17 protein-coding genes are annotated in these 19,092 nt (G+C 40.6%); 12 read left to right on the top strand and 5 right to left on the bottom strand.

Translation table 11 applies throughout. The annotated features are described in order from the left end of the window. Window positions 1-15 precede the first annotated feature (15 nt). The 7 genes from mrdA to lipA all read left to right on the top strand — a co-directional run bounded on the left by mrdA (window position 16) and on the right by lipA (window position 7,252). Window positions 16-1,971: a penicillin-binding protein 2 gene (gene mrdA, locus A3GE_RS0100910; protein WP_018355405.1), complete on the top strand. Its 1,956-nt coding sequence runs from the start codon at window positions 16-18 to the stop codon at window positions 1,969-1,971. Then, entirely contained in the window at window positions 1,971-3,086 is a 1,116-nt protein-coding gene (rodA, locus tag A3GE_RS0100905) for a rod shape-determining protein RodA (RefSeq protein WP_018355404.1), read from the top strand. Before mrdA ends, rodA begins: the two co-directional genes overlap by 1 nt. 52 nt (window positions 3,087-3,138) lie before the next feature. Next, window positions 3,139-4,002, top strand: a complete 864-nt coding sequence (locus tag A3GE_RS0100900) for a septal ring lytic transglycosylase RlpA family protein (RefSeq protein WP_018355403.1) — start codon at window positions 3,139-3,141, stop codon at window positions 4,000-4,002. A 20-nt stretch (window positions 4,003-4,022) separates the two neighbouring features. Further along, entirely contained in the window at window positions 4,023-5,210 is a 1,188-nt protein-coding gene (locus A3GE_RS0100895) for a serine hydrolase (protein WP_018355402.1), read from the top strand. A 109-nt stretch (window positions 5,211-5,319) separates the two neighbouring features. Next, the gene (gene ybeD / locus A3GE_RS0100890) at window positions 5,320-5,598 is read left to right on the top strand and encodes a DUF493 family protein YbeD (protein ID WP_018355401.1); all 279 of its coding nucleotides are present in this window, start codon (window positions 5,320-5,322) and stop codon (window positions 5,596-5,598) included. Window position 5,599: 1 nt separating this feature from the next. Next, a complete protein-coding gene (lipB, locus tag A3GE_RS0100885; protein ID WP_018355400.1) occupies window positions 5,600-6,241 on the top strand; it encodes a lipoyl(octanoyl) transferase LipB in 642 nt (213 codons plus the stop codon). Between the two features lie 48 nt (window positions 6,242-6,289). Continuing rightward, window positions 6,290-7,252 (top strand): lipoyl synthase, encoded by a 963-nt coding sequence (gene lipA, locus A3GE_RS0100880; RefSeq protein WP_018355399.1) that lies wholly within the window; start codon window positions 6,290-6,292, stop codon window positions 7,250-7,252. A gap of 119 nt (window positions 7,253-7,371) precedes the next feature. On the opposite strand, the gene A3GE_RS0100875 is transcribed toward lipA, so the two are convergent. Further along, entirely contained in the window at window positions 7,372-9,027 is a 1,656-nt protein-coding gene (locus A3GE_RS0100875; RefSeq protein ID WP_018355398.1) for a putative transporter, read from the bottom strand. 164 nt (window positions 9,028-9,191) lie between these two features. On the opposite strand from A3GE_RS0100875, the gene A3GE_RS0100870 reads away from it, so the two are divergent. The 4 genes from A3GE_RS0100870 (at window position 9,192) to mreD (ending at window position 13,800) form a co-directional block, all read left to right on the top strand. Beyond that, window positions 9,192-10,979 (top strand): ABC transporter ATP-binding protein/permease, encoded by a 1,788-nt coding sequence (locus tag A3GE_RS0100870; RefSeq protein WP_018355397.1) that lies wholly within the window; start codon window positions 9,192-9,194, stop codon window positions 10,977-10,979. Between the two features lie 150 nt (window positions 10,980-11,129). Continuing rightward, window positions 11,130-12,185, top strand: a complete 1,056-nt coding sequence (locus A3GE_RS0100865) for a rod shape-determining protein (protein WP_018355396.1) — start codon at window positions 11,130-11,132, stop codon at window positions 12,183-12,185. Window positions 12,186-12,259: 74 nt separating this feature from the next. Then, a complete protein-coding gene (gene mreC / locus A3GE_RS0100860) occupies window positions 12,260-13,312 on the top strand; it encodes a rod shape-determining protein MreC (protein WP_018355395.1) in 1,053 nt (350 codons plus the stop codon). After that, window positions 13,312-13,800: a rod shape-determining protein MreD gene (gene mreD / locus A3GE_RS0100855; RefSeq protein WP_018355394.1), complete on the top strand. Its 489-nt coding sequence runs from the start codon at window positions 13,312-13,314 to the stop codon at window positions 13,798-13,800. The genes mreC and mreD overlap by 1 nt, the downstream gene beginning before the upstream one ends. A gap of 115 nt (window positions 13,801-13,915) precedes the next feature. Here mreD and rho read toward each other — a convergent pair whose 3' ends face one another. From rho to A3GE_RS0100840, 3 genes are all read right to left on the bottom strand, one after another. Continuing rightward, the gene (gene rho / locus A3GE_RS0100850) at window positions 13,916-15,178 is read right to left on the bottom strand and encodes a transcription termination factor Rho (protein ID WP_018355393.1); all 1,263 of its coding nucleotides are present in this window, start codon (window positions 15,176-15,178) and stop codon (window positions 13,916-13,918) included. 131 nt (window positions 15,179-15,309) lie between these two features. Next, window positions 15,310-16,206 (bottom strand): AraC family transcriptional regulator, encoded by an 897-nt coding sequence (locus A3GE_RS0100845; protein ID WP_018355392.1) that lies wholly within the window; start codon window positions 16,204-16,206, stop codon window positions 15,310-15,312. Window positions 16,207-16,267: 61 nt separating this feature from the next. Continuing rightward, window positions 16,268-16,900: a DUF417 family protein gene (locus tag A3GE_RS0100840; protein WP_018355391.1), complete on the bottom strand. Its 633-nt coding sequence runs from the start codon at window positions 16,898-16,900 to the stop codon at window positions 16,268-16,270. Between the two features lie 235 nt (window positions 16,901-17,135). Here A3GE_RS0100840 and argH point away from each other — a divergent pair, with 235 nt between their 5' ends. Continuing rightward, a complete protein-coding gene (gene argH / locus A3GE_RS0100835; protein ID WP_018355390.1) occupies window positions 17,136-18,509 on the top strand; it encodes an argininosuccinate lyase in 1,374 nt (457 codons plus the stop codon). Between the two features lie 74 nt (window positions 18,510-18,583). On the opposite strand, the gene A3GE_RS0100830 is transcribed toward argH, so the two are convergent. Next, window positions 18,584-19,075, bottom strand: a complete 492-nt coding sequence (locus A3GE_RS0100830) for a YajQ family cyclic di-GMP-binding protein (RefSeq protein ID WP_018355389.1) — start codon at window positions 19,073-19,075, stop codon at window positions 18,584-18,586. Window positions 19,076-19,092: the final 17 nt, after the last annotated feature.

The following is a 19,092-nucleotide window of genomic DNA, read 5'->3' as shown; positions in this document are numbered from 1 at the left end:
TGCGGTCAATTTTAGATGAATTTAAAGAGATTTTTCGCCGTCCCGACACATGAACCGATTCGTGATAAAAAAGCGGAACGGAATCTTTTTGCACGCCGAACACTGGTGGCATTTATTGGTATTCTGGCGCTCACCGGGGTGTTATTTACCAATATTTATAATCTCCAAGTGGTCAATTTTGATACTTATCAAACACGTTCTAATGGCAATCGAATCAAACTCTTGCCTGTCCCGCCAACCCGTGGATTAATTTACGATCGCTACGGTGAATTGCTCGCTGAAAATCTGACTTTTTTCGGCTTATATATTGTGCCGGAAAAAACTGAAAATTTAGACCGCACTTTTGAGGAACTTCGTTATATTATCGGTTTAACCGATGAAGATATTGAGAATTTCAAAAAAGAGCGTCGCCGTGGTACACGTTATACGTCCGTTATGCTCAAACCTAATTTAACGGAGGAACAAATAGCCCGTTTTGCTGTAAACCAATATCAATTTCCCAGCCTTGAGGTCCGCCCTTATTTTAAGCGTAATTATTTATATGGCGATATGATGGCACATATTCTTGGTTATGTGGGCAAGATCAATGATAAAGATGTTGAAAAACTTAAAAAAGACGAAAGATTCGCCAATTATGCAGGTTCTCATGATATGGGAAAATTGGGAATTGAACGTTATTACGAAGATCAATTACACGGTACAACGGGCTTTGAAGAGGTAGAAATTAATAACCGTGGAAAAGTGATCCGTAAATTGCGTGAACAACCTGCCGTTGCAGGTAAAAGTGTGCATCTTACCATCGATCTTGTTCTTCAACGTTATATTACAGATTTACTTGATGGACAAAAAGGGGCGGTAGTTGTACTTGATCCTAAGGATAGCAGCGTGTTGGCAATGGTTTCTACACCAAGTTATGACAACAATTTATTTGTGGACGGCATTTCCAGTGCCAATTATAAGGCCTTGTTGGAAGACCCCGCCCGCCCGCTTTATAGCCGTGCAACCCAAGGTATTTATCCACCGGCTTCAACGGTAAAACCATTTATTGCCGTGGCAGCACAAACGGAAAATGTGATTAATCAAAACACAACGATTTTTGATCCGGGGTATTGGATGTTACCAAATACGACAAAACGTTTTCGTGACTGGAAAAAATCAGGGCATGGCTACACCGATTTGAACAAAGCGATTACCGAATCTTCCGATACTTATTTTTATCAAGTCGCTTATAATTTAGGCATTGATCGTTTATCTTCGTGGATGAAACGTTTTGGTTTTGGTGTGCCGACAGGGATTGAAATTAATGAAGAAGCCTCGGCAAATATGCCGACTCGGGAATGGAAGCAAAAACGCTATAAACGTCAGTGGGTACAGGGAGATACGATTTCAGTGGGGATTGGACAAGGGTATTGGACATCCACTCCGTTACAGGTGGCAAAAGCGACAGCCGTTTTAGTCAATAACGGCAAGGTAAACACCCCCCACTTAATGAAATCTATTGAGGGTGCGACAGTCGAGCCTTATCAAGATCCGAGACTTTATGAGGATATTACTGAACCGAAACAAGCTTATTGGGATGCGGCAAAGCGGGGAATGTTTAATGTAGTGAATTCCGGCGCGGGAACGGGAAGAAAGGCTTTTGCTGGCACGAATTATCATGTCGCCGGAAAATCCGGTACGGCACAAGTATTCAGTTTAAAAGAAAATCAAAAATATAATGCGGCAGGCTTGAAAAAAGAACTACACGATCATGCTTGGTTTACCGCTTATGCACCTTATGAAAACCCACGAATGGTGGTGGCAATTATTTTAGAAAATGCCGGGGGCGGTTCGAGTAATGCCGCTCCGGTTGTGCGTAAAATTATGGATTATTATTTAAATAAACGTTTACCGGAAATCGAACGAAAAGAAAATGCAGATAAGCCTCAAGCAGTTAATAATGGCTCATCAACGGAAAACGGAGCGGAATAATGGAAGAAAAAACACCACTTTGGCTTCGTTTATGGAAGCCGTTACATTTGGATTTTTGGTTATTACTGGGGTTAATCGCTATCACCGGTTATGGAATGTTAGTACTTTATAGTGCTTCGGGCGGTAGTGAAACCATGTTTAGAAATCGTATTATTCAGGTATTCCTTGGTTTTACGGTAATGTTAGTGATGGCTCAACTTCCGCCTAGATTTTATCAACGGATCGCGCCCTATCTTTATTTGGTCGGTTTGATATTGCTGATTTTGGTAGATGCGATAGGCGCAACCAGTAAAGGCGCACAACGTTGGTTGGATCTCGGTTTTATTCGTTTTCAACCCTCAGAGATCGTGAAGCTGGCAGTACCTTTGATGGTGGCGGTTTATTTGGGGAATCGCCCACTTCCACCAAAATTAAGTGAAACCTTTATCGCTATTGCGATGATTATAGTGCCTACTTTGTTGGTGGCGATTCAACCTGATCTCGGTACATCAATTCTAGTGAGTGCCTCTGGTTTGTTCGTGGTTTTTCTCGCAGGGATGAATTGGTGGTTGATTCTCGTCGCTGTTGTAGGGTTGGCGGGATTTATTCCAATTATGTGGCTTTATCTAATGCACGATTATCAGCGTACGCGGGTTCTGACCCTACTTGATCCTGAAAAAGATCCGCTCGGGGCAGGGTATCATATTCTGCAATCTAAAATTGCCATCGGTTCAGGAGGAATTTGGGGAAAAGGTTGGATGCAAGGCACGCAATCCCAGCTTGAATTTCTGCCTGAACCCCATACCGACTTTATTTTTGCTGTGATGAGTGAAGAACATGGTATGGTTGGGTTTGGCATTTTAATTGCGATTTATATGTTTATCATTGTTCGTGGTTTAATGATTGCCGTTAATGCACAAACCTCTTTTGGGCGTATTTTAGCGGGGGCGACGACGTTAATTTTTTTCGTGTATTTATTCGTCAATATTGGTATGGTAAGCGGTATTTTGCCGGTAGTAGGCGTTCCATTGCCATTATTTAGTTATGGCGGAACTTCTTATGTGGCGATTATGGCGAGTTTTGGCTTAATCATGTCAATCCACACCCATCGCACAAGATTTATAAATGGGAACTAATCGGCGTTTTAGTTTTCTTACATACAACTTTGTTTATTGGAAAATTCATGTTATGAAATTCAAAACGCTTGTAAAATCGACCGCACTTATGGTGATAGCGGCTTTAATTATTTTACCGGCTCAAGCGCAAAATGATTCCCAGAAACAATATGGGATTAAAGGTGCAAGTCTGAGCCGTACAACGTCAGTTAACTCACCGAAAAGCTATACGGTGAATGGGAAAACCTATACGACTCATGGCACGAATAGTGCCAAAGAATATTCAAAAAGTGGAATCGCAAGTTATTACCATCGTAAATTTCAAGGTCGCCGAACTTCTAGTGGGGAACCTTATAATGCGAATCTCTACACGGCAGCACATAAAACTTTGCCACTCAATTCTTATGCGTTAGTCACTAATTTACGTAATAATAAGAAAACGATTGTACGTATTAATGATCGCGGTCCTTTTAGTCGTGATCGTATTATTGATCTTTCTTATGCTGCAGCGAGAGAAATCGGTTTAATTGCACGTGGCGTGGGGCAGGTTAAAGTTGAGGCATTACATGTGGCGGCAAATGGTAATATTTCGGGTGCGGGAGTTAAAACGCTTGCTAAATATGCAAAAACCGAAGCGGCTTTCCAACGTCTTGTTAATATAGAAAAAGGCAAAAGAAAAAAACTCTCCAAGGAATCAAAAACATTTAAAGAGCAATACACGTTAAAAATGTTAAATCTTCCTAGTGAAAAGTACGCTAATGATATGATTACACGCCTTGCGCTTAATAATGTTGATGTGGTGGTCAATCATCGCAATGGCGGGTATGAAATTCATTTTGGTCCTTTAAAAGATAAACAAGTCACAACACAGTTAAAAGCAAAATTACAAAAAATCGCCGGTGAAAGTCCGTTAATCGTTTATACTCATAAAAATTAAGATTTTATTAAGGAAACGCTATGTTAAAGCAAAGTGCTAAATTCACTAAAATCGTTCTTCTTTCAGGTATTCTTGCCGTTTCTTCCGCAGCTATCGCGCAAGAGGATATGCAATACGGTATTACGCTACCGGAAGTGAACGCACAAACCTATGTTTTAATGGATTACCATTCCGGTGCAGTACTCGCCGCATTAAATCCAGATCAACGCCAATATCCCGCATCATTAACCAAAATGATGACAAGCTATGTTGTAGGTCAAGCTTTAAAACAAGGAAAAATTCACAATACCGATATGGTCACCATTGGTGAAAGTGCTTGGGGACGTAACTTCCCTGATTCTTCAAAAATGTTCTTGAATCTAAATCAGCAAGTATCGGTGCAAGATTTAAATAAAGGGGTGATTATTGTTTCCGGAAATGATGCCAGTGTAGCACTGGCGGAGCATACATCAGGCACCGTATTAAACTTTGTGGATACCATGAATAAATACGCCCAACAACTTGGTTTAAAAAACACTCATTTCACCACCCCACATGGTTTAGATGATCCAAACCAATACTCTTCGGCACGGGATATGGCGATTATCGGTGCACATATTATTCGTGATACGCCGGAAGAATATAAAATTTATGCAGAAAAAGAGTTCACTTTTAACAAAATTAAACAACCTAACCGTAATGGTTTGTTGTGGGATAAAACCATGAATGTGGACGGAATGAAAACCGGTCACACCAGCCAAGCAGGATACAATCTTGTGGCATCGGCAACCAATCCAAGCAATATGCGCTTGATTTCCGTTGTCATGGGCGTACCTACTTACAAAGGTCGTGAGGTTGAAAGTAAGAAATTACTGCAATGGGGCTTTACAAATTTTGAAACCTTAAAAACTCTTGAGGCAAATAAAGAGATTTCCGAACAACCGGTCTATTATGGTGATGAAGGTAGTGTGAAACTTGGTGTATTACAAGATAGTTTTATTACCATACCAAAAGGGAAACAATCTGAATTAAAAGCACGTTACGAATTAGATGACAAATACTTACAAGCCCCTTTGGCGAAAGGTCAAGTTGTCGGAAAAGTGATTTATCAACTTGATGGAAAAGATGTAGCAGTGGTCAATTTACAAGCGATGCAAGAAGTCAAAGAGGGGGGATTTTTTGGAAATGCTTGGGATTGGTTAGTTTTAACCATAAAAAGTCTTTTCTAAAACACCTTGAATTTTAACCGCACTTCCCCATTTTACAAGGGTATTGATTATCTCAGAACCGGGCAGATTTAACATCTGCCCTTTATCTCACTCAAAGTAGAGAACAATTATGGCAACAGAACAAGATTACGAAAAACTGAAAGAATTAATGGAATTTCCTGCTGCAATGACATTTAAAGTAGCCGGCATAAATCGAGAAGATTTAGCACAGGATTTAATTGCCGTCGTACAAAAATATATCCCTGGGGATTATATTCCCAGAGAAAAACGTAGCAGTAAAGGTACCTATAATTCCGTTTCTATTGATGTCATTGCACAAAACTTTGAGCAAGTGGAAACCCTCTATAAAGAACTCGCTAAAGTCGAAGGCGTGAAAATGGTTATTTAATATGGCTAAATTACCCCTTATCGTACGCCAACTGGGTTTACAAGATTATCAAGAAACCTGGCATAAGATGCAGGATTTTACGGATAATCGTAAAGCCGACACAATTGATGAAATCTGGTTGGTTGAACACCCCCCTGTGTTTACACAAGGACAAGCAGGCAAGCCTGAACACTTGCTACAAAGTAGCGATATTCCAGTTGTGCAATCTGATCGTGGCGGACAAATTACTTATCATGGACCCGGTCAGCTGGTGATGTACGTATTGATTGATATTCGCCGTCATCAAAATTTAAATGTGCGTCAGTTAGTGACTGCTCTTGAGCAATCTGTTGTAAAAACTCTCTCGGATTACGCCATTGTGGGTTACCCAAAACCGGATGCACCGGGTGTCTATATTGAGGGGAAAAAAATCTGTTCATTGGGATTGCGTATCCGCAAGGGTTGTTCGTTCCATGGATTAGCCTTCAATGTCGATATGGATTTGAACCCTTTCCATTATATTAATCCTTGTGGTTACGCTGGTTTAGAAATGTGTCAACTTGCCGATTTTATAGAGAAAAAAGAAGCGACGTTAGATAATGTTTCGCCCAAATTAATTAAACACTTTGCCGAACTTTTGGGCTATAATGTAACGAATATTTAACATTTACAATAAAATGCCTATTCTAGGCATTTTTCTTAGGAAAAAATCATGTCAACGCCATTTAAAATGGAACGTGGTGTCAAATATCGTGATGCTGCAAAAACCTCCATTATTCCCGTTAAAAATATCGATCCAAACCAAGAATTACTGAAAAAACCGGAATGGATGAAAATCAAACTTCCGGCGAGTTCAGTAAAAATTAACAGTATCAAAAATGGAATGCGTCGTCACGGCTTGCATTCCGTCTGTGAAGAGGCCTCTTGTCCGAATTTACACGAATGTTTTAATCATGGTACGGCAACCTTTATGATTTTAGGTGCTATTTGTACCCGTCGTTGTCCCTTCTGTGATGTTGCTCACGGAAAACCTTTGCCTCCCGATCCTGAAGAACCACGTAAACTTGCTGAAACGATTCAAGATATGCAATTGAAATATGTGGTGATCACCTCTGTGGATCGGGATGACCTCCCCGATCGTGGCGCGGGGCATTTTGCAGAATGTGTAAAAGAAGTGCGTGCGTTGAATCCGGGAATTAAAATTGAAATTTTAGTGCCTGATTTTCGCGGTCGTATTTCCCAAGCATTAGAAAAATTAAAAGATAATCCGCCTGATGTGTTTAACCACAATTTAGAAAATGTACCGCGTTTATATAAGGAAATTCGTCCGGGGGCTGATTATGAATGGTCGCTCAAACTACTTCGTGAATTTAAGGAAATGTTTCCGAATGTTCCGACAAAATCAGGTTTAATGGTGGGGCTGGGTGAAACGAACGAAGAAATTTTAGAGGTGATGCAAGATCTACGTAATAACGGCGTGACAATGCTTACTTTGGGGCAGTATTTACAGCCAAGTCGTCACCATCTGCCGGTCGCACGCTATGTGCCCCCTACAGAATTTGATGAATTCCGTGACAAAGCTAATGCGATGGGCTTTGAACATGCTGCTTGCGGTCCATTTGTTCGTTCCTCTTATCATGCGGATCTCCAGGCTAGCGGCGGTTTAGTGAAATAAAAACAGCATCAAAAATGACCGCACTTTTGCCAATTAAAAAGGGTTGCTTCCAAAAGAGGCAACCCTTTTTATTAGGGGGAGGGCAATTTTGCCGCAATGTCCGATAAAATGCCCTTGGTCTAAGCAACCCAGAGTAATACTGCCAATAACTGCGGAGAGATAATCCTTAAGAACATCACTAACGGATAAACGGTGGCATAAGAAAGTGAGGCAGCACCATTGTCCTCTTTTATTTCATTCGCGAAAGCAAGGGCTGGAGGATCTGTCATTGAGCCGGCAAGTAGCCCGCAAATACTGAGATAATTAAGTTTGCTATATAAGCGTGCAATCATCCCGACTATCATTAATGGAACGAATGTGATAATTATCCCATAGCCCATCCATTCAAGTCCGGCACCGTTTATCAAGGTATCCATAAAACTGCCGCCGGATTTCAACCCTACAACGGCGAGGAAAAGCACAATGCCGATTTCACGTAAGGCAAGGTTCGCGCTGGGCGGCATAAACCAATAAAGTTTGCCTATGCTACCGATTCGGGCAAGAATCAATGCCACGACGAGCGGCCCTCCTGCCAAACCGAGTTTAAAGGCAACGGGGAAACCGGGGATATAAAAAGGAACCGAACCGAGTAAAACACCCAAGCCGATACCAATAAATACGGGTAACATTTGTACCTGCTGGAGCTTTTGCTGTGCATTGCCGATAACCGAAATGGCTTGATTTAACACATCGGCACGCCCAACCATATGTAGCACATCACCAAATTGTAATGAAGTATTCCCACTTGGCACCAATTCTACGCCGGTACGATTTAGGCGGGAAATCACTACGCCATATTTTTGATGAATGTGAAGTGTACGAATTTTTTTACCTAATACTTTCTCATTTGTCACCACGACCCGCTCAGCCCGAATTTCCCCACTCGTGGAAATAACGGGGACATCTACTTCATCGCCAATTACAATACGCATCTTTTTTAAACCCTGTTCGTCACCAACCAGATGCAATATATCGTCAAGATGAATTTCCGTATCCGTTTTTGGTACGATGACGCTTTCTCCACGTATTAGACGGGAGCAAACCACTTCTTCATCATCAAATCCCGGAATTTCAATTAATGTGATCCCGTCTAAATTACGGTTGGCTACTTTCACGGAAATGATATGCAAACTCTCTTTATCTTGCCCGCTTTCCTTATTGAAACGTTGGGCTTCCTCATCAATTTTTATTCTAAAAAACAAACGAATGAGCCACATCGTCAGCAAAATTCCGCAAATTCCGAAAGGGTATGCCATCGCATATGCAATCCCCATTGTAGCGGTAGCCTGTGGCATCCCTAGTTCACTCAAAATTTGTTGTCCTGCCCCTAGAGAGGGAGTATTGGTGACCGCACCGGAATAAATTCCTAAAATAATGTCTAAAGGCACATCCGCCATTTTGTGTAACACAAGAACGGAAATAGAGCCAATAATGACAATTAAAATAGCGAGTCCATTGAGTTTTAAACCGGATTGGCGTAAAGAGGCAAAAAAACCGGGCCCCACTTGAATCCCAATGGTATAAACAAACAAAATCAATCCGAATTCTTGCACAAAATGCAAGGTATGTTCATTGAGCTGCAAGCCGTACTGATTCGTAAAGTGTGCAACAATAATGCCGCCAAATAATACACCGCCTACCCCTAGACCAACGCCCTTAATCTTCCAATGCCCGATCCATAAACCGACAACTGCGACAAGGGCAAGGAGACTAATTGTAATTGCAATTTCACTCATTATGACCTCATAAATATTAAATTTACCTATTACGGATTATAACAACTTGATTTTTTGAAAACTTTAACGAAACTCAAAAAATGATAACTTCATCACAATTTTTCTTGCTTAATCATGAACTCCGCCTAAAATGACCGCACTTTTGTTTTTTTACGGATACATTTATGGATTACGGACAAGAAGCGATAACCTCGCTCCTGTGGATTTTGAAAACCCTTACGATTACTGCGGTAGTATTTAGCGCCGGAATTTTTTTGCTTGTACGTTTTACTCACTGGGGAAAACAATTCTGGATGTTTGCCGGTGGTTATCTCTCACCTAAACGTAGCATTAAGCCTTTGTTGTTTTTCCTATTGATTGTCGCCTTTACCTTGGTGAGTGTTCGCATCAGTTTGGTAAATTCCACATGGTTCAATAATACGTACACATCTCTACAAGAGTTTAATATTCCGGTTTTTTGGCAACAAATGGGCTTATTTGGCGGCATTGTCGCCAGTGCACTCCTAAATTTATTAGTCAGCTATTACATTGAACAACGTTTTGTGATTGATTGGATTACTTGGCTAAACGATGAGTTGGCAAATAAATGGATGACAAACCGTGCCTATTATAAAACCCAATATTTGTCCGCCAATTTGGATAACCCGGATCAACGTATCCAACAAGATATACAATCTTATGTGAAAACTACGCTGTCATTAAGCACCGGTGTCATTGATGCGGTTACGTCTATTATTTCCTACTCCATCTTATTATGGGGATTGGCAGGCCCGATGATGGTATTTGGGGTAAACATTCCACATATGATGGTGTATTTAGTTTTTGCTTACGTCATCTTGACCACATTTATTGCCTTCCGACTCGGTCGCCCGTTAATCGCACTCAATTTTGCCAATGAACGTTTAAACGCAAACTATCGTTATTCCCTCATTCGTATTAAAGAATATGCGGAAAGTATAGCCTTTTATGCTGGAGAAAAAGTGGAACAAAACCTACTTTATCGCCAGTTTAGGGCAATTATTGCCAATATGTGGGATCTGGTATTTAGAATGCTAAAATTCTCAGGCTTCAACGTAGTCGTCAGTCAAACTTCCACGGTGTTTCCCCTATTAATTCAGGTCGGACGCTATTTTGAAAAACAAATCAAACTCGGTGATTTAATGCAAACCGTACAAGTGTTCGGTCAACTACATGCTAATCTATCCTTCTTCCGTAACACTTATGATAGTTTCGCCGGCTATAAAGCAACGCTTAACCGTTTAACCGGCTTTACTTATGCTATTGATATGGCAAATAGAGAATCACAAACTGAAATTCAGAGCGCTGAAAATGAGGTTGTTTTCGAGCATTTAAGTATCAAAAACCCCTTCGGACAAACGCTTATTGAAGATCTCAATCTTACTTTGCCACAGGGAGCAAGCCTATTGATCCAAGGAAATTCCGGTGTCGGGAAAACCACCTTATTACGCACTGCTGCCGGGCTTTGGTCTTATTCTTTAGGAAAAATTTATTGTCCTCAAGAACAACTTTTTCTTTCACAAAAACCTTATTTACCACAAGGTAGCCTACTCACAGCGTTAGCCTATCCAAAAAATGTGGAAGAAATTGACCGCACTTTGGCGGAGGAAACCTTACGTAAAGTGCAACTCGGGCATTTAGTCGAACGTTTGGGACAAACCCAAGATTGGACACGTATCCTCTCTCTTGGCGAACAACAGCGTTTAGCCTTTGCCCGTTTATTGTTACACAAACCGAAAGTCGCTTTTTTAGATGAAGCCTCGGCAAGTATGGATGAAGGGTTGGAAGATGCAATGTATCGTTTATTAAAAGATGAATTGCCGACCATGACGCTCATCAGTGTGGGACATCGTTCTACATTGAAAGCTTTCCATCAACAACAGCTTAATATTTTGTCGAACGGTGAATGGTCGTTAAGCCATATCAACAGATAAATGGGTAAAAGTGCGGTTATTTTTCACTGTATTTTTTTGTGCGGTATAAAAATACTGTAATCAATAGTGATTTTTTGGTACATTTAGCACAATTTTTTGTGTATTCAAATATGAGTAAATTTTTAATCAATTCAAATTAACGGAATTATTATGTTATTTAAAAAAATACGCGGTTTATTTTCAAATGATCTTTCTATCGATTTAGGTACGGCAAATACCCTGATTTATGTAAAAGGGCAGGGAATTGTACTCGATGAACCTTCTGTGGTGGCGATCCGTCAAGATCGTATGGGCGCATTGAAAAGCATTGCCGCAGTCGGTAAAGAAGCGAAACAAATGTTGGGACGTACGCCAAAAAGCATTGTGGCGATTCGCCCGATGAAAGATGGGGTAATCGCAGACTTTTTTGTAACCGAAAAAATGTTGCAGTATTTCATTAAACAGGTTCATAGTGGCAACTTTATGCGTCCAAGCCCCCGTGTATTGGTATGCGTGCCGGCAGGCGCAACACAGGTTGAACGCCGTGCGATTAAAGAATCGGCGATTGGCGCAGGGGCTCGTGATGTCTATTTAATTGAAGAACCGATGGCGGCGGCAATCGGTGCAAAACTACCGGTTTCGACTGCGGTTGGTTCAATGGTGATCGATATCGGTGGGGGAACTACCGAAGTCGCCGTGATTTCTTTAAACGGTATTGTCTATTCTTCTTCTGTCCGCATTGGTGGCGACCGCTTTGATGAAGCCATTATTTCTTATGTTCGCCGTACTTTTGGTTCTGTTATCGGAGAACCTACGGCAGAACGGATTAAGCAGGAAATCGGTACGGCTTATATTCAGGAAGGGGATGAAATCAAAGAAATGGAAGTGCATGGTCATAACCTTGCCGAAGGTGCGCCTCGTTCTTTCAAATTAACTTCTCGTGATGTCTTGGAAGCCATTCAACAGCCGCTAAACGGTATTGTTGCGGCAGTGCGTACTGCACTTGAAGAATGTCAGCCGGAGCATGCGGCGGATATTTTTGAGCGTGGGATGGTTTTGACCGGTGGCGGTGCATTATTGCGCAATATTGATATTTTACTAGCGCGTGAGTCAGGTGTACCAACGATTATTGCCGAAGAACCTCTTACATGTGTGGCGCGTGGCGGTGGTGAAGCGTTAGAAATGATCGATATGCATGGTGGCGATATTTTTAGCGATGAAATCTAATTTCTCATCAATGAAAAGTGCGGTTGATTTTGACCGCACTTTTGCTTTAAGCCATTAATGGATTAGGTATTTTAATGAAACCGATTTTTGGTAAATCTCCCCCTTTAGGATTACGCCTGGCTCTTGCAGTGATTGCATCTGTCAGCCTTATTTTGGCGGATGGACAGGATTCCATGAATAAAGTTCGCAGTATGATGGAAACCGCTGTGGGCAGTTTGTATTATTTGGCAAATAGCCCACGTACAGTATTAGACGGCGTATCGGATAATTTTGTCGATACCAACAAACTGCAAATTGAAAATAAAGTGTTACGTGAACAGCTCCGTGAAAAAAATGCGGACTTATTGTTGTTAGATCAGATTAAAGTCGAAAACCAGCGTTTACGTTTATTACTTAATTCGCCACTAAGAAGCGATGAATATAAAAAAATTGCAGAAGTGCTGACCGCAGAAACCGATATATATCGCCAGCAAATTGTGATTAATCAGGGAGAAAAAGACGGTGCTTATGTCGGGCAATCTGTCATTGATGAAAAAGGCGTGATTGGACAAATTATCTCTGTAGGAGCTAATACCAGTCGAGTATTGTTGATGACGGATGTGACTCATTCCATTCCTGTCCAAGTGCTGCGTAATGATGTACGTGTGATTGCCAGTGGAACAGGGCATACCGATGAACTTACGCTTGATAATGTACCGCGCTCAGTAGATATTGAAAAAGGCGATTTATTGGTGACATCCGGTTTAGGGGGGCGTTTTCTTGAAGGTTATCCCGTAGCTGTGGTGCAAAGTGTATCACGTGATGGAGCAAATTATTTCGCAACGGTAAAAGCCAAACCGCTCGCATCTTTAGAGCGTTTACGTTACGTGCTTTTACTTTGGCCAAGCACCTTGGATATATCGAAAGTAAAGTCTATGTCACCGGAAGAAGTGCGTGAGCTTGTACAAAAACGGTTGAAAAGCCAAGCCAATGAAGTAAATAATAAAGTGCGTAAAATGAAAATTATTGAGGAACAAGAACCAAAGACCGAAAATAATAAAGAAGAAATTGAGCCTGAAATTCCAACTGAGACACTGCAAGATGAGCCGGTTTCACCGGAACAAAAGGAATATAGGGAGGAAGGCTAATGCAAATGCGCTTAATTTTGCAATGGGTAATGATCATCTTATTCTTTGTTGTCTCGCTTGTTATGGAACTTGCACCTTGGCCAATCGGCTTTCAAGCCTTTAAACCCTCTTGGTTAGTTTTAGTGCTAACCTATTGGGCATTAGCTATTCCTAACAAAGTGAGTATTGGTATTGCTTTTTTACTCGGTGTAATTTGGGATATCGTGCTTGGTTCCACTTTGGGTATTCATGCTTTGGTACTTTCAGTTGCTTTTTACTTTATTGCTAAAAATTATTTGGTGCTTCGTAACCTTTCCTTATGGTTTCAAAGTCTATTGGTGATTATTTTTGTTTTTTCTATCCGTTTTGCTATTTTTCTTGTGGAATTATTTTTACATAGCGCGGTTTTTAATTGGCAAGAAATTTTTGGTGCTATCGCTTCAGGTATATTGTGGCCGTGGGTGTTTTTACTGATGCGAAAAATGCGCAGAAAAGTAGGGTTAAGTTAATATAAAAGTTAGTTGGTGAGATTATTTTTCAACGAATCTTATAATTGTAAAATAGAAAGGGAAACTTAAGTTTCCCTTTTTTGTATTTTGTTATTGTTTAGCGCTAGCAACGCCATTATGAACGTTTCATTATTTCGAAAAATTCTTCGTTGGTTTTTGCTACACCGAGTTTATCAATGAGCCATTCCATTGCTTCTACCTCTCCCATAGGATTAAGAATTTTACGAAGAATCCACATTTTTTGTAGCTCATCAGGTGTGGTGAGTAAGTCCTCTTTACGTGTTCCTGAGCGGTTGAAGTCAATAGCAGGGAATACGCGTTTTTCAGCAATTTTACGGGAAAGATGGAGTTCCATATTACCCGTTCCTTTAAATTCCTCGAAAATCACTTCATCCATTTTTGAACCGGTATCCACAAGTGCGGTCGCAATAATGGTTAAACTACCGCCCTCTTCTACATTACGTGCAGCACCGAAGAAGCGTTTAGGACGATGTAACGCATTGGCATCCACACCACCGGATAAAATCTTACCGGAAGCCGGTGTGACCGTATTATAAGCTCGAGCTAAACGGGTAATGGAATCAAGTAAAATCACCACATCTTTTTTATGTTCGACAGAGCGTTTTGCTTTTTCGATTACCATTTCCGCCACTTGAACATGACGGGCAGCCGGTTCGTCAAAGGTAGAGGCGATTACCTCTCCTTTTACTGAGCGTTGCATTTCGGTTACTTCTTCAGGCCGTTCATCAATTAACAAGACGATGAGTTCACATTCCGGATAATTGTGGGTGATGCTTTGAGCAATATTTTGCAAGAGCATTGTTTTTCCCGCTTTTGGTGGTGCGACAATCAAACCACGCTGACCTTTACCAATAGGTGAGGCTAAATCCAAAATACGGGCGGTTAAATCTTCGGTTGAACCGTTGCCTCTTTCCATTTTTAGACGGGAATTGGCATGAAGAGGTGTTAAGTTTTCAAAGAGAATTTTGCTGCGGGAAACTTCAGGTTTGTCGTCATTGACTTGATCTACTTTAAGCAGGGCAAAATAGCGTTCACCCTCTTTAGGCGGTCGAATTTTGCCTTCAATTTTATCTCCGGTTTGGAGATTGAAACGACGAATTTGGCTTGGTGAAACATAAATATCGTCAGGACCGGCAAGGTAGGAACTATCGGCAGAACGGAGAAAACCAAACCCATCGGGTAGAATTTCTAACACGCCACCACCAAAAATATCTTCGCCGCTTTTAGCGTGTTGTTTTAAGATAGCAAAGACAATATCTTGTTTACGCAAGCGGGCCAAATTTTCTAAGCCCATTTGCTCCTCGCCGAGTTTCACAAGATCCGAAACTGGCGTATTTTTAAGTTCTGTTAAATGCATAATGAATAATTGTTGGAATTATTAAGAGTTGAGTTAATTGAATTGAATAGTGGAATATCATCCTAAAATTTTTGCGTAAGGTATCACTAAAACTACATACTGTCTAGTTTTTGCGACAAACTTTTGTAAATTTATTTACTTTTCCGATATTGTCCTGGTGTGAATTTATAATATTTTTTAAATGCTTTACCAAAATTACTTTCCGACTGAAAACCGCAATTTAACGCAATACTGAGTACGGATTGTTGGGAATGTTTAAGTAATTCCGCTGCTTTTTGTAATCTAATATGATTGACAAAATTATAAGGACTGACACCGATTTGCTGATTAAATAACCGTATAAGCTGAGCTCTGGATAGATTAGCTATATGACAAAGCGTTTCAATTTTCCAATTCTGCTCAGGTTTCGCAATGATGTTCGATATCACATTGTAAAGACGCTTATCGCGTAATCCGTTTAACAATCCGTTAAGCTGCGCATTATCTTGTTGTAAATAGGTGCGAATTAATAAGGTGAGCAATACACTGAGTAAAGCATTAATAATATTTTCGGAACCGGCTTGATAACCGTCTGCTTCCCGTTGCAATATTTCCAGTAACGGCTTTAAAGAAGCATCTTGCAAATTTAATAAAATAACTTCAGGAAGGTTATTAAATAATTCTGATTGTTTATCATAAGTAAAATTGGCACAAAATAAGCTTAAATCAGGCGATTCACCGCCACATTGTTTCAAAGTAAATGCACCGTTAGAAATAGTCTTTATTTTGCTCGAACCCTCGTAGTTAGGCTGGTGCGTTAAGGAATGACCTAATGAGTGAGGGAGAAACACTACATCGTTAGTCTTCAGTTTTATCACCCGCTCAACGCCATCAATATGTAAATATCCCTGTCCTTGCGAAACAATATGCACAATGCCATGACAAGACTGTCGTTCATGGCGAATATACCAAGCGTCTTGTAATTTACATTGAACATTAATGCTCCCGGATATTTGAGCAAATTTCATGAGTTGATCGAGAATATCCATTACTTACCTCTATAAATAAAAATAGGGAGCCAACTCCCTATTTTTTGCATTGTATATTTTATTAAGCCAATCCGCCCGCTTTTCTACGTAGGATTCGATTTGCACATTCTGCCGCTACGGTTAATCCGCCCGCCATCATAATAATATCTTTTAAGATTAAGCGTCCTGCAGCGGATAAATAAGGGAAACCGTAATTTGGCGTAGGCAAATCACCGCCTAAATTAGGCACCCAAGTTTCCGGTGTGGTTATTAGGAATGAGAGCGTAACAATTGACATACCAAAGGTCAATAGCCCCCCAATCAACCCGATGTTGGCATTCCAAATTCCCATCAAGGTTAAAATGCCGATAGTTACAATCACCACGCCTAATCCGTAAGAGAAGGTATAAGTACCGTTTTGCTTATGCCATTCAATATTTTTTTGAACCATTTTCCCTTCCGGGTTTTTGTGCAAAACATATTCTTTAACCATTTCGCCTTTTTCGTTCGGTGCGTATTTATCGCTGTTATTGTAAAAAAAGCTCATAAAAGGGCTGTTTGATACGAAATGAGCGATACCGTCAGCTTCATATTGGAAGGCTTTTAAACCGCCAATCCAAGCCATAACAATGAAAATGGCAATACGGATAAAATTGATAAATTGACGTTGCCAAGGGGCAATAATTCTAGCAATAAATTCAATCAAAGCTTGCATAGATAACTCCTAATTATTAATGATAAATCAGGCTTGGATTTTAAGATAATTAAGCCAAAGTTATTAGACGATTTGTCTTAAATTATCCATAAATTGTCTCATTTTATAAACTGGATATACCGATGATTTTTAAAATATTTCACTTATTTTAGGGGAATTGATAGAATGACGCCTTTAAAAAACTGATATATTTTGACCGCACTTTGGGTCTATTGATAGTAAAAAAGAGGATATTATGGCACTTTGGGGTGGGCGTTTTACACAAGCAGCGGATAAACGTTTTAAAGATTTTAATGATTCTTTACGTTTTGATTATCGTCTAGCCGAACAGGACATTGAAGGATCGATTGGTTGGTCGAAAGCGTTAGTCAAAGTGAATGTATTAACGCCAGAGGAACAGCAGCAATTAGAACAAGCATTAAACGAATTATTGATCGAAGTGCGGTCAAATCCGCAAGCGATTTTACAAGATGAAGCGGAAGATATTCACAGTTGGGTAGAAAGTAAACTGATTGATAAAGTGGGTAATCTTGGCAAGAAATTGCATACCGGGCGTAGTCGTAACGATCAGGTCGCACTTGATATTAAAATGTGGTGTAAACAACGTGTGGTTGAACTACAGAATTCGATTCGGAATTTGCAACGTCATTTAGTTCAAACTGCTGAAAATACACAAGAAGCCGTGATGCCGGGCTATACGCATTTACAGCGTGCACAGCCTATCACTTTCGCCCATTGGTGTATGGCTTATGTGGAAATGTTTGATCGGGATTATACCCGTTTAACGGATGCCTATAATCGTATGAACACTTGCCCGCTCGGTAGTGGTGCTCTGGCTGGAACAGCTTATGCGGTCGATCGTGATGCGTTGGCTCAGGATTTAGGATTTAGTTTTGCCACCCGCAATAGTTTGGACAGCGTATCGGATCGTGATCATATCGTGGAATTACTTTCTACAGCCTCTCTAAGTATGGCGCATCTTTCCCGTTTTGCGGAAGATATGATCATTTTTAACAGTGGCGAAGCGAATTTTGTGGAATTATCGGATCGGGTGACATCCGGTTCATCTCTTATGCCGCAAAAGAAAAATCCCGATGCCTGCGAATTGATTCGTGGCAAAGCTGGGCGAGTAATGGGGGCTTTAACCGGTATGTTGATGACGTTAAAGGGCTTACCGCTCGCTTACAATAAAGATATGCAGGAAGACAAAGAAGGGATTTTTGATGCCCTTGATACTTGGCAAGATTGTGTCGATATGGCGACCTTTGTGCTGGATGAATTAAAAGTGAATGTTGAACGCACCCGTGAAGCAGCCTTAAAAGGCTATTCCAATGCTACCGAACTGGCGGATTATCTTGTGGCAAAAGGCGTGCCGTTCCGTGATTCTCATCATATTGTAGGGGAAACAGTGGTTTATGCCATTGAGAAAGGTAAGGGATTGGAAGATTTGACTATTCCGGAATTCCGTCAGTTTAGCGAAGTGGTGGGGGATGATGTGTATGATATTCTTTCCCTTCAATCCTGTTTGGATAAACGTTGTGCGAAAGGCGGTGTTTCACCATTACGCGTGGCAGAAGCTATTGCGGAAGCCAAGGTTAGATTTGCTTAACGGATAAAGTAAATAAAAAGTGCGGTCAGAAATTCAAATATTTTTCTGACCGCACTTTTTCTTGGGTAAAAGAATTAATCTCTAAAATTATTAAACTGGAATGGTTGCCCCAGCTCTGCGCCTTTCACCAGTTGAATCACGGCTTGTAAATCATCGCGGGATTTTCCGGTGACCCGCACTTGATCGCCTTGGATTTGGGCTTGAACTTTAATTTTAGAATCCTTCACTAATTTTGTGATTTTCTTCGCCATCTCGGTTTCGATACCCTGTTTTAATTTTATTTCTTTGGTGTAAAGTTTACCGTGGTGTTCACTTTCCGTCGGAATATCCAATGAACCGTGTTCAATACCACGCTTAACGAATGCACCAATTAAGATTTCGATCAGCTGTTCAAGTTGAAACTCGGATTCCGTCGTTACTTTTACAGTTTCATTTTTTTCATTGAGTTCAATCACGGCTTCCACACCACGGAAATCATAGCGTGTACTTAATACACGGTTTGCATTTTCTACGGCGTTACGTACTTCGTGCATCGTAATTTCAGAAACAATATCAAAAGATGGCATAATTTTCTCCCATTAAC

Origin of the sequence: Rodentibacter pneumotropicus DSM 21403 (assembly GCF_000379905.1) — a bacterium.
Classification (GTDB): domain Bacteria; phylum Pseudomonadota; class Gammaproteobacteria; order Enterobacterales; family Pasteurellaceae; genus Rodentibacter; species Rodentibacter pneumotropicus.
The sequence above is the reverse complement of the archived record's forward strand: the minus strand, read 5'-3'. Positions and strand labels throughout refer to the sequence as shown.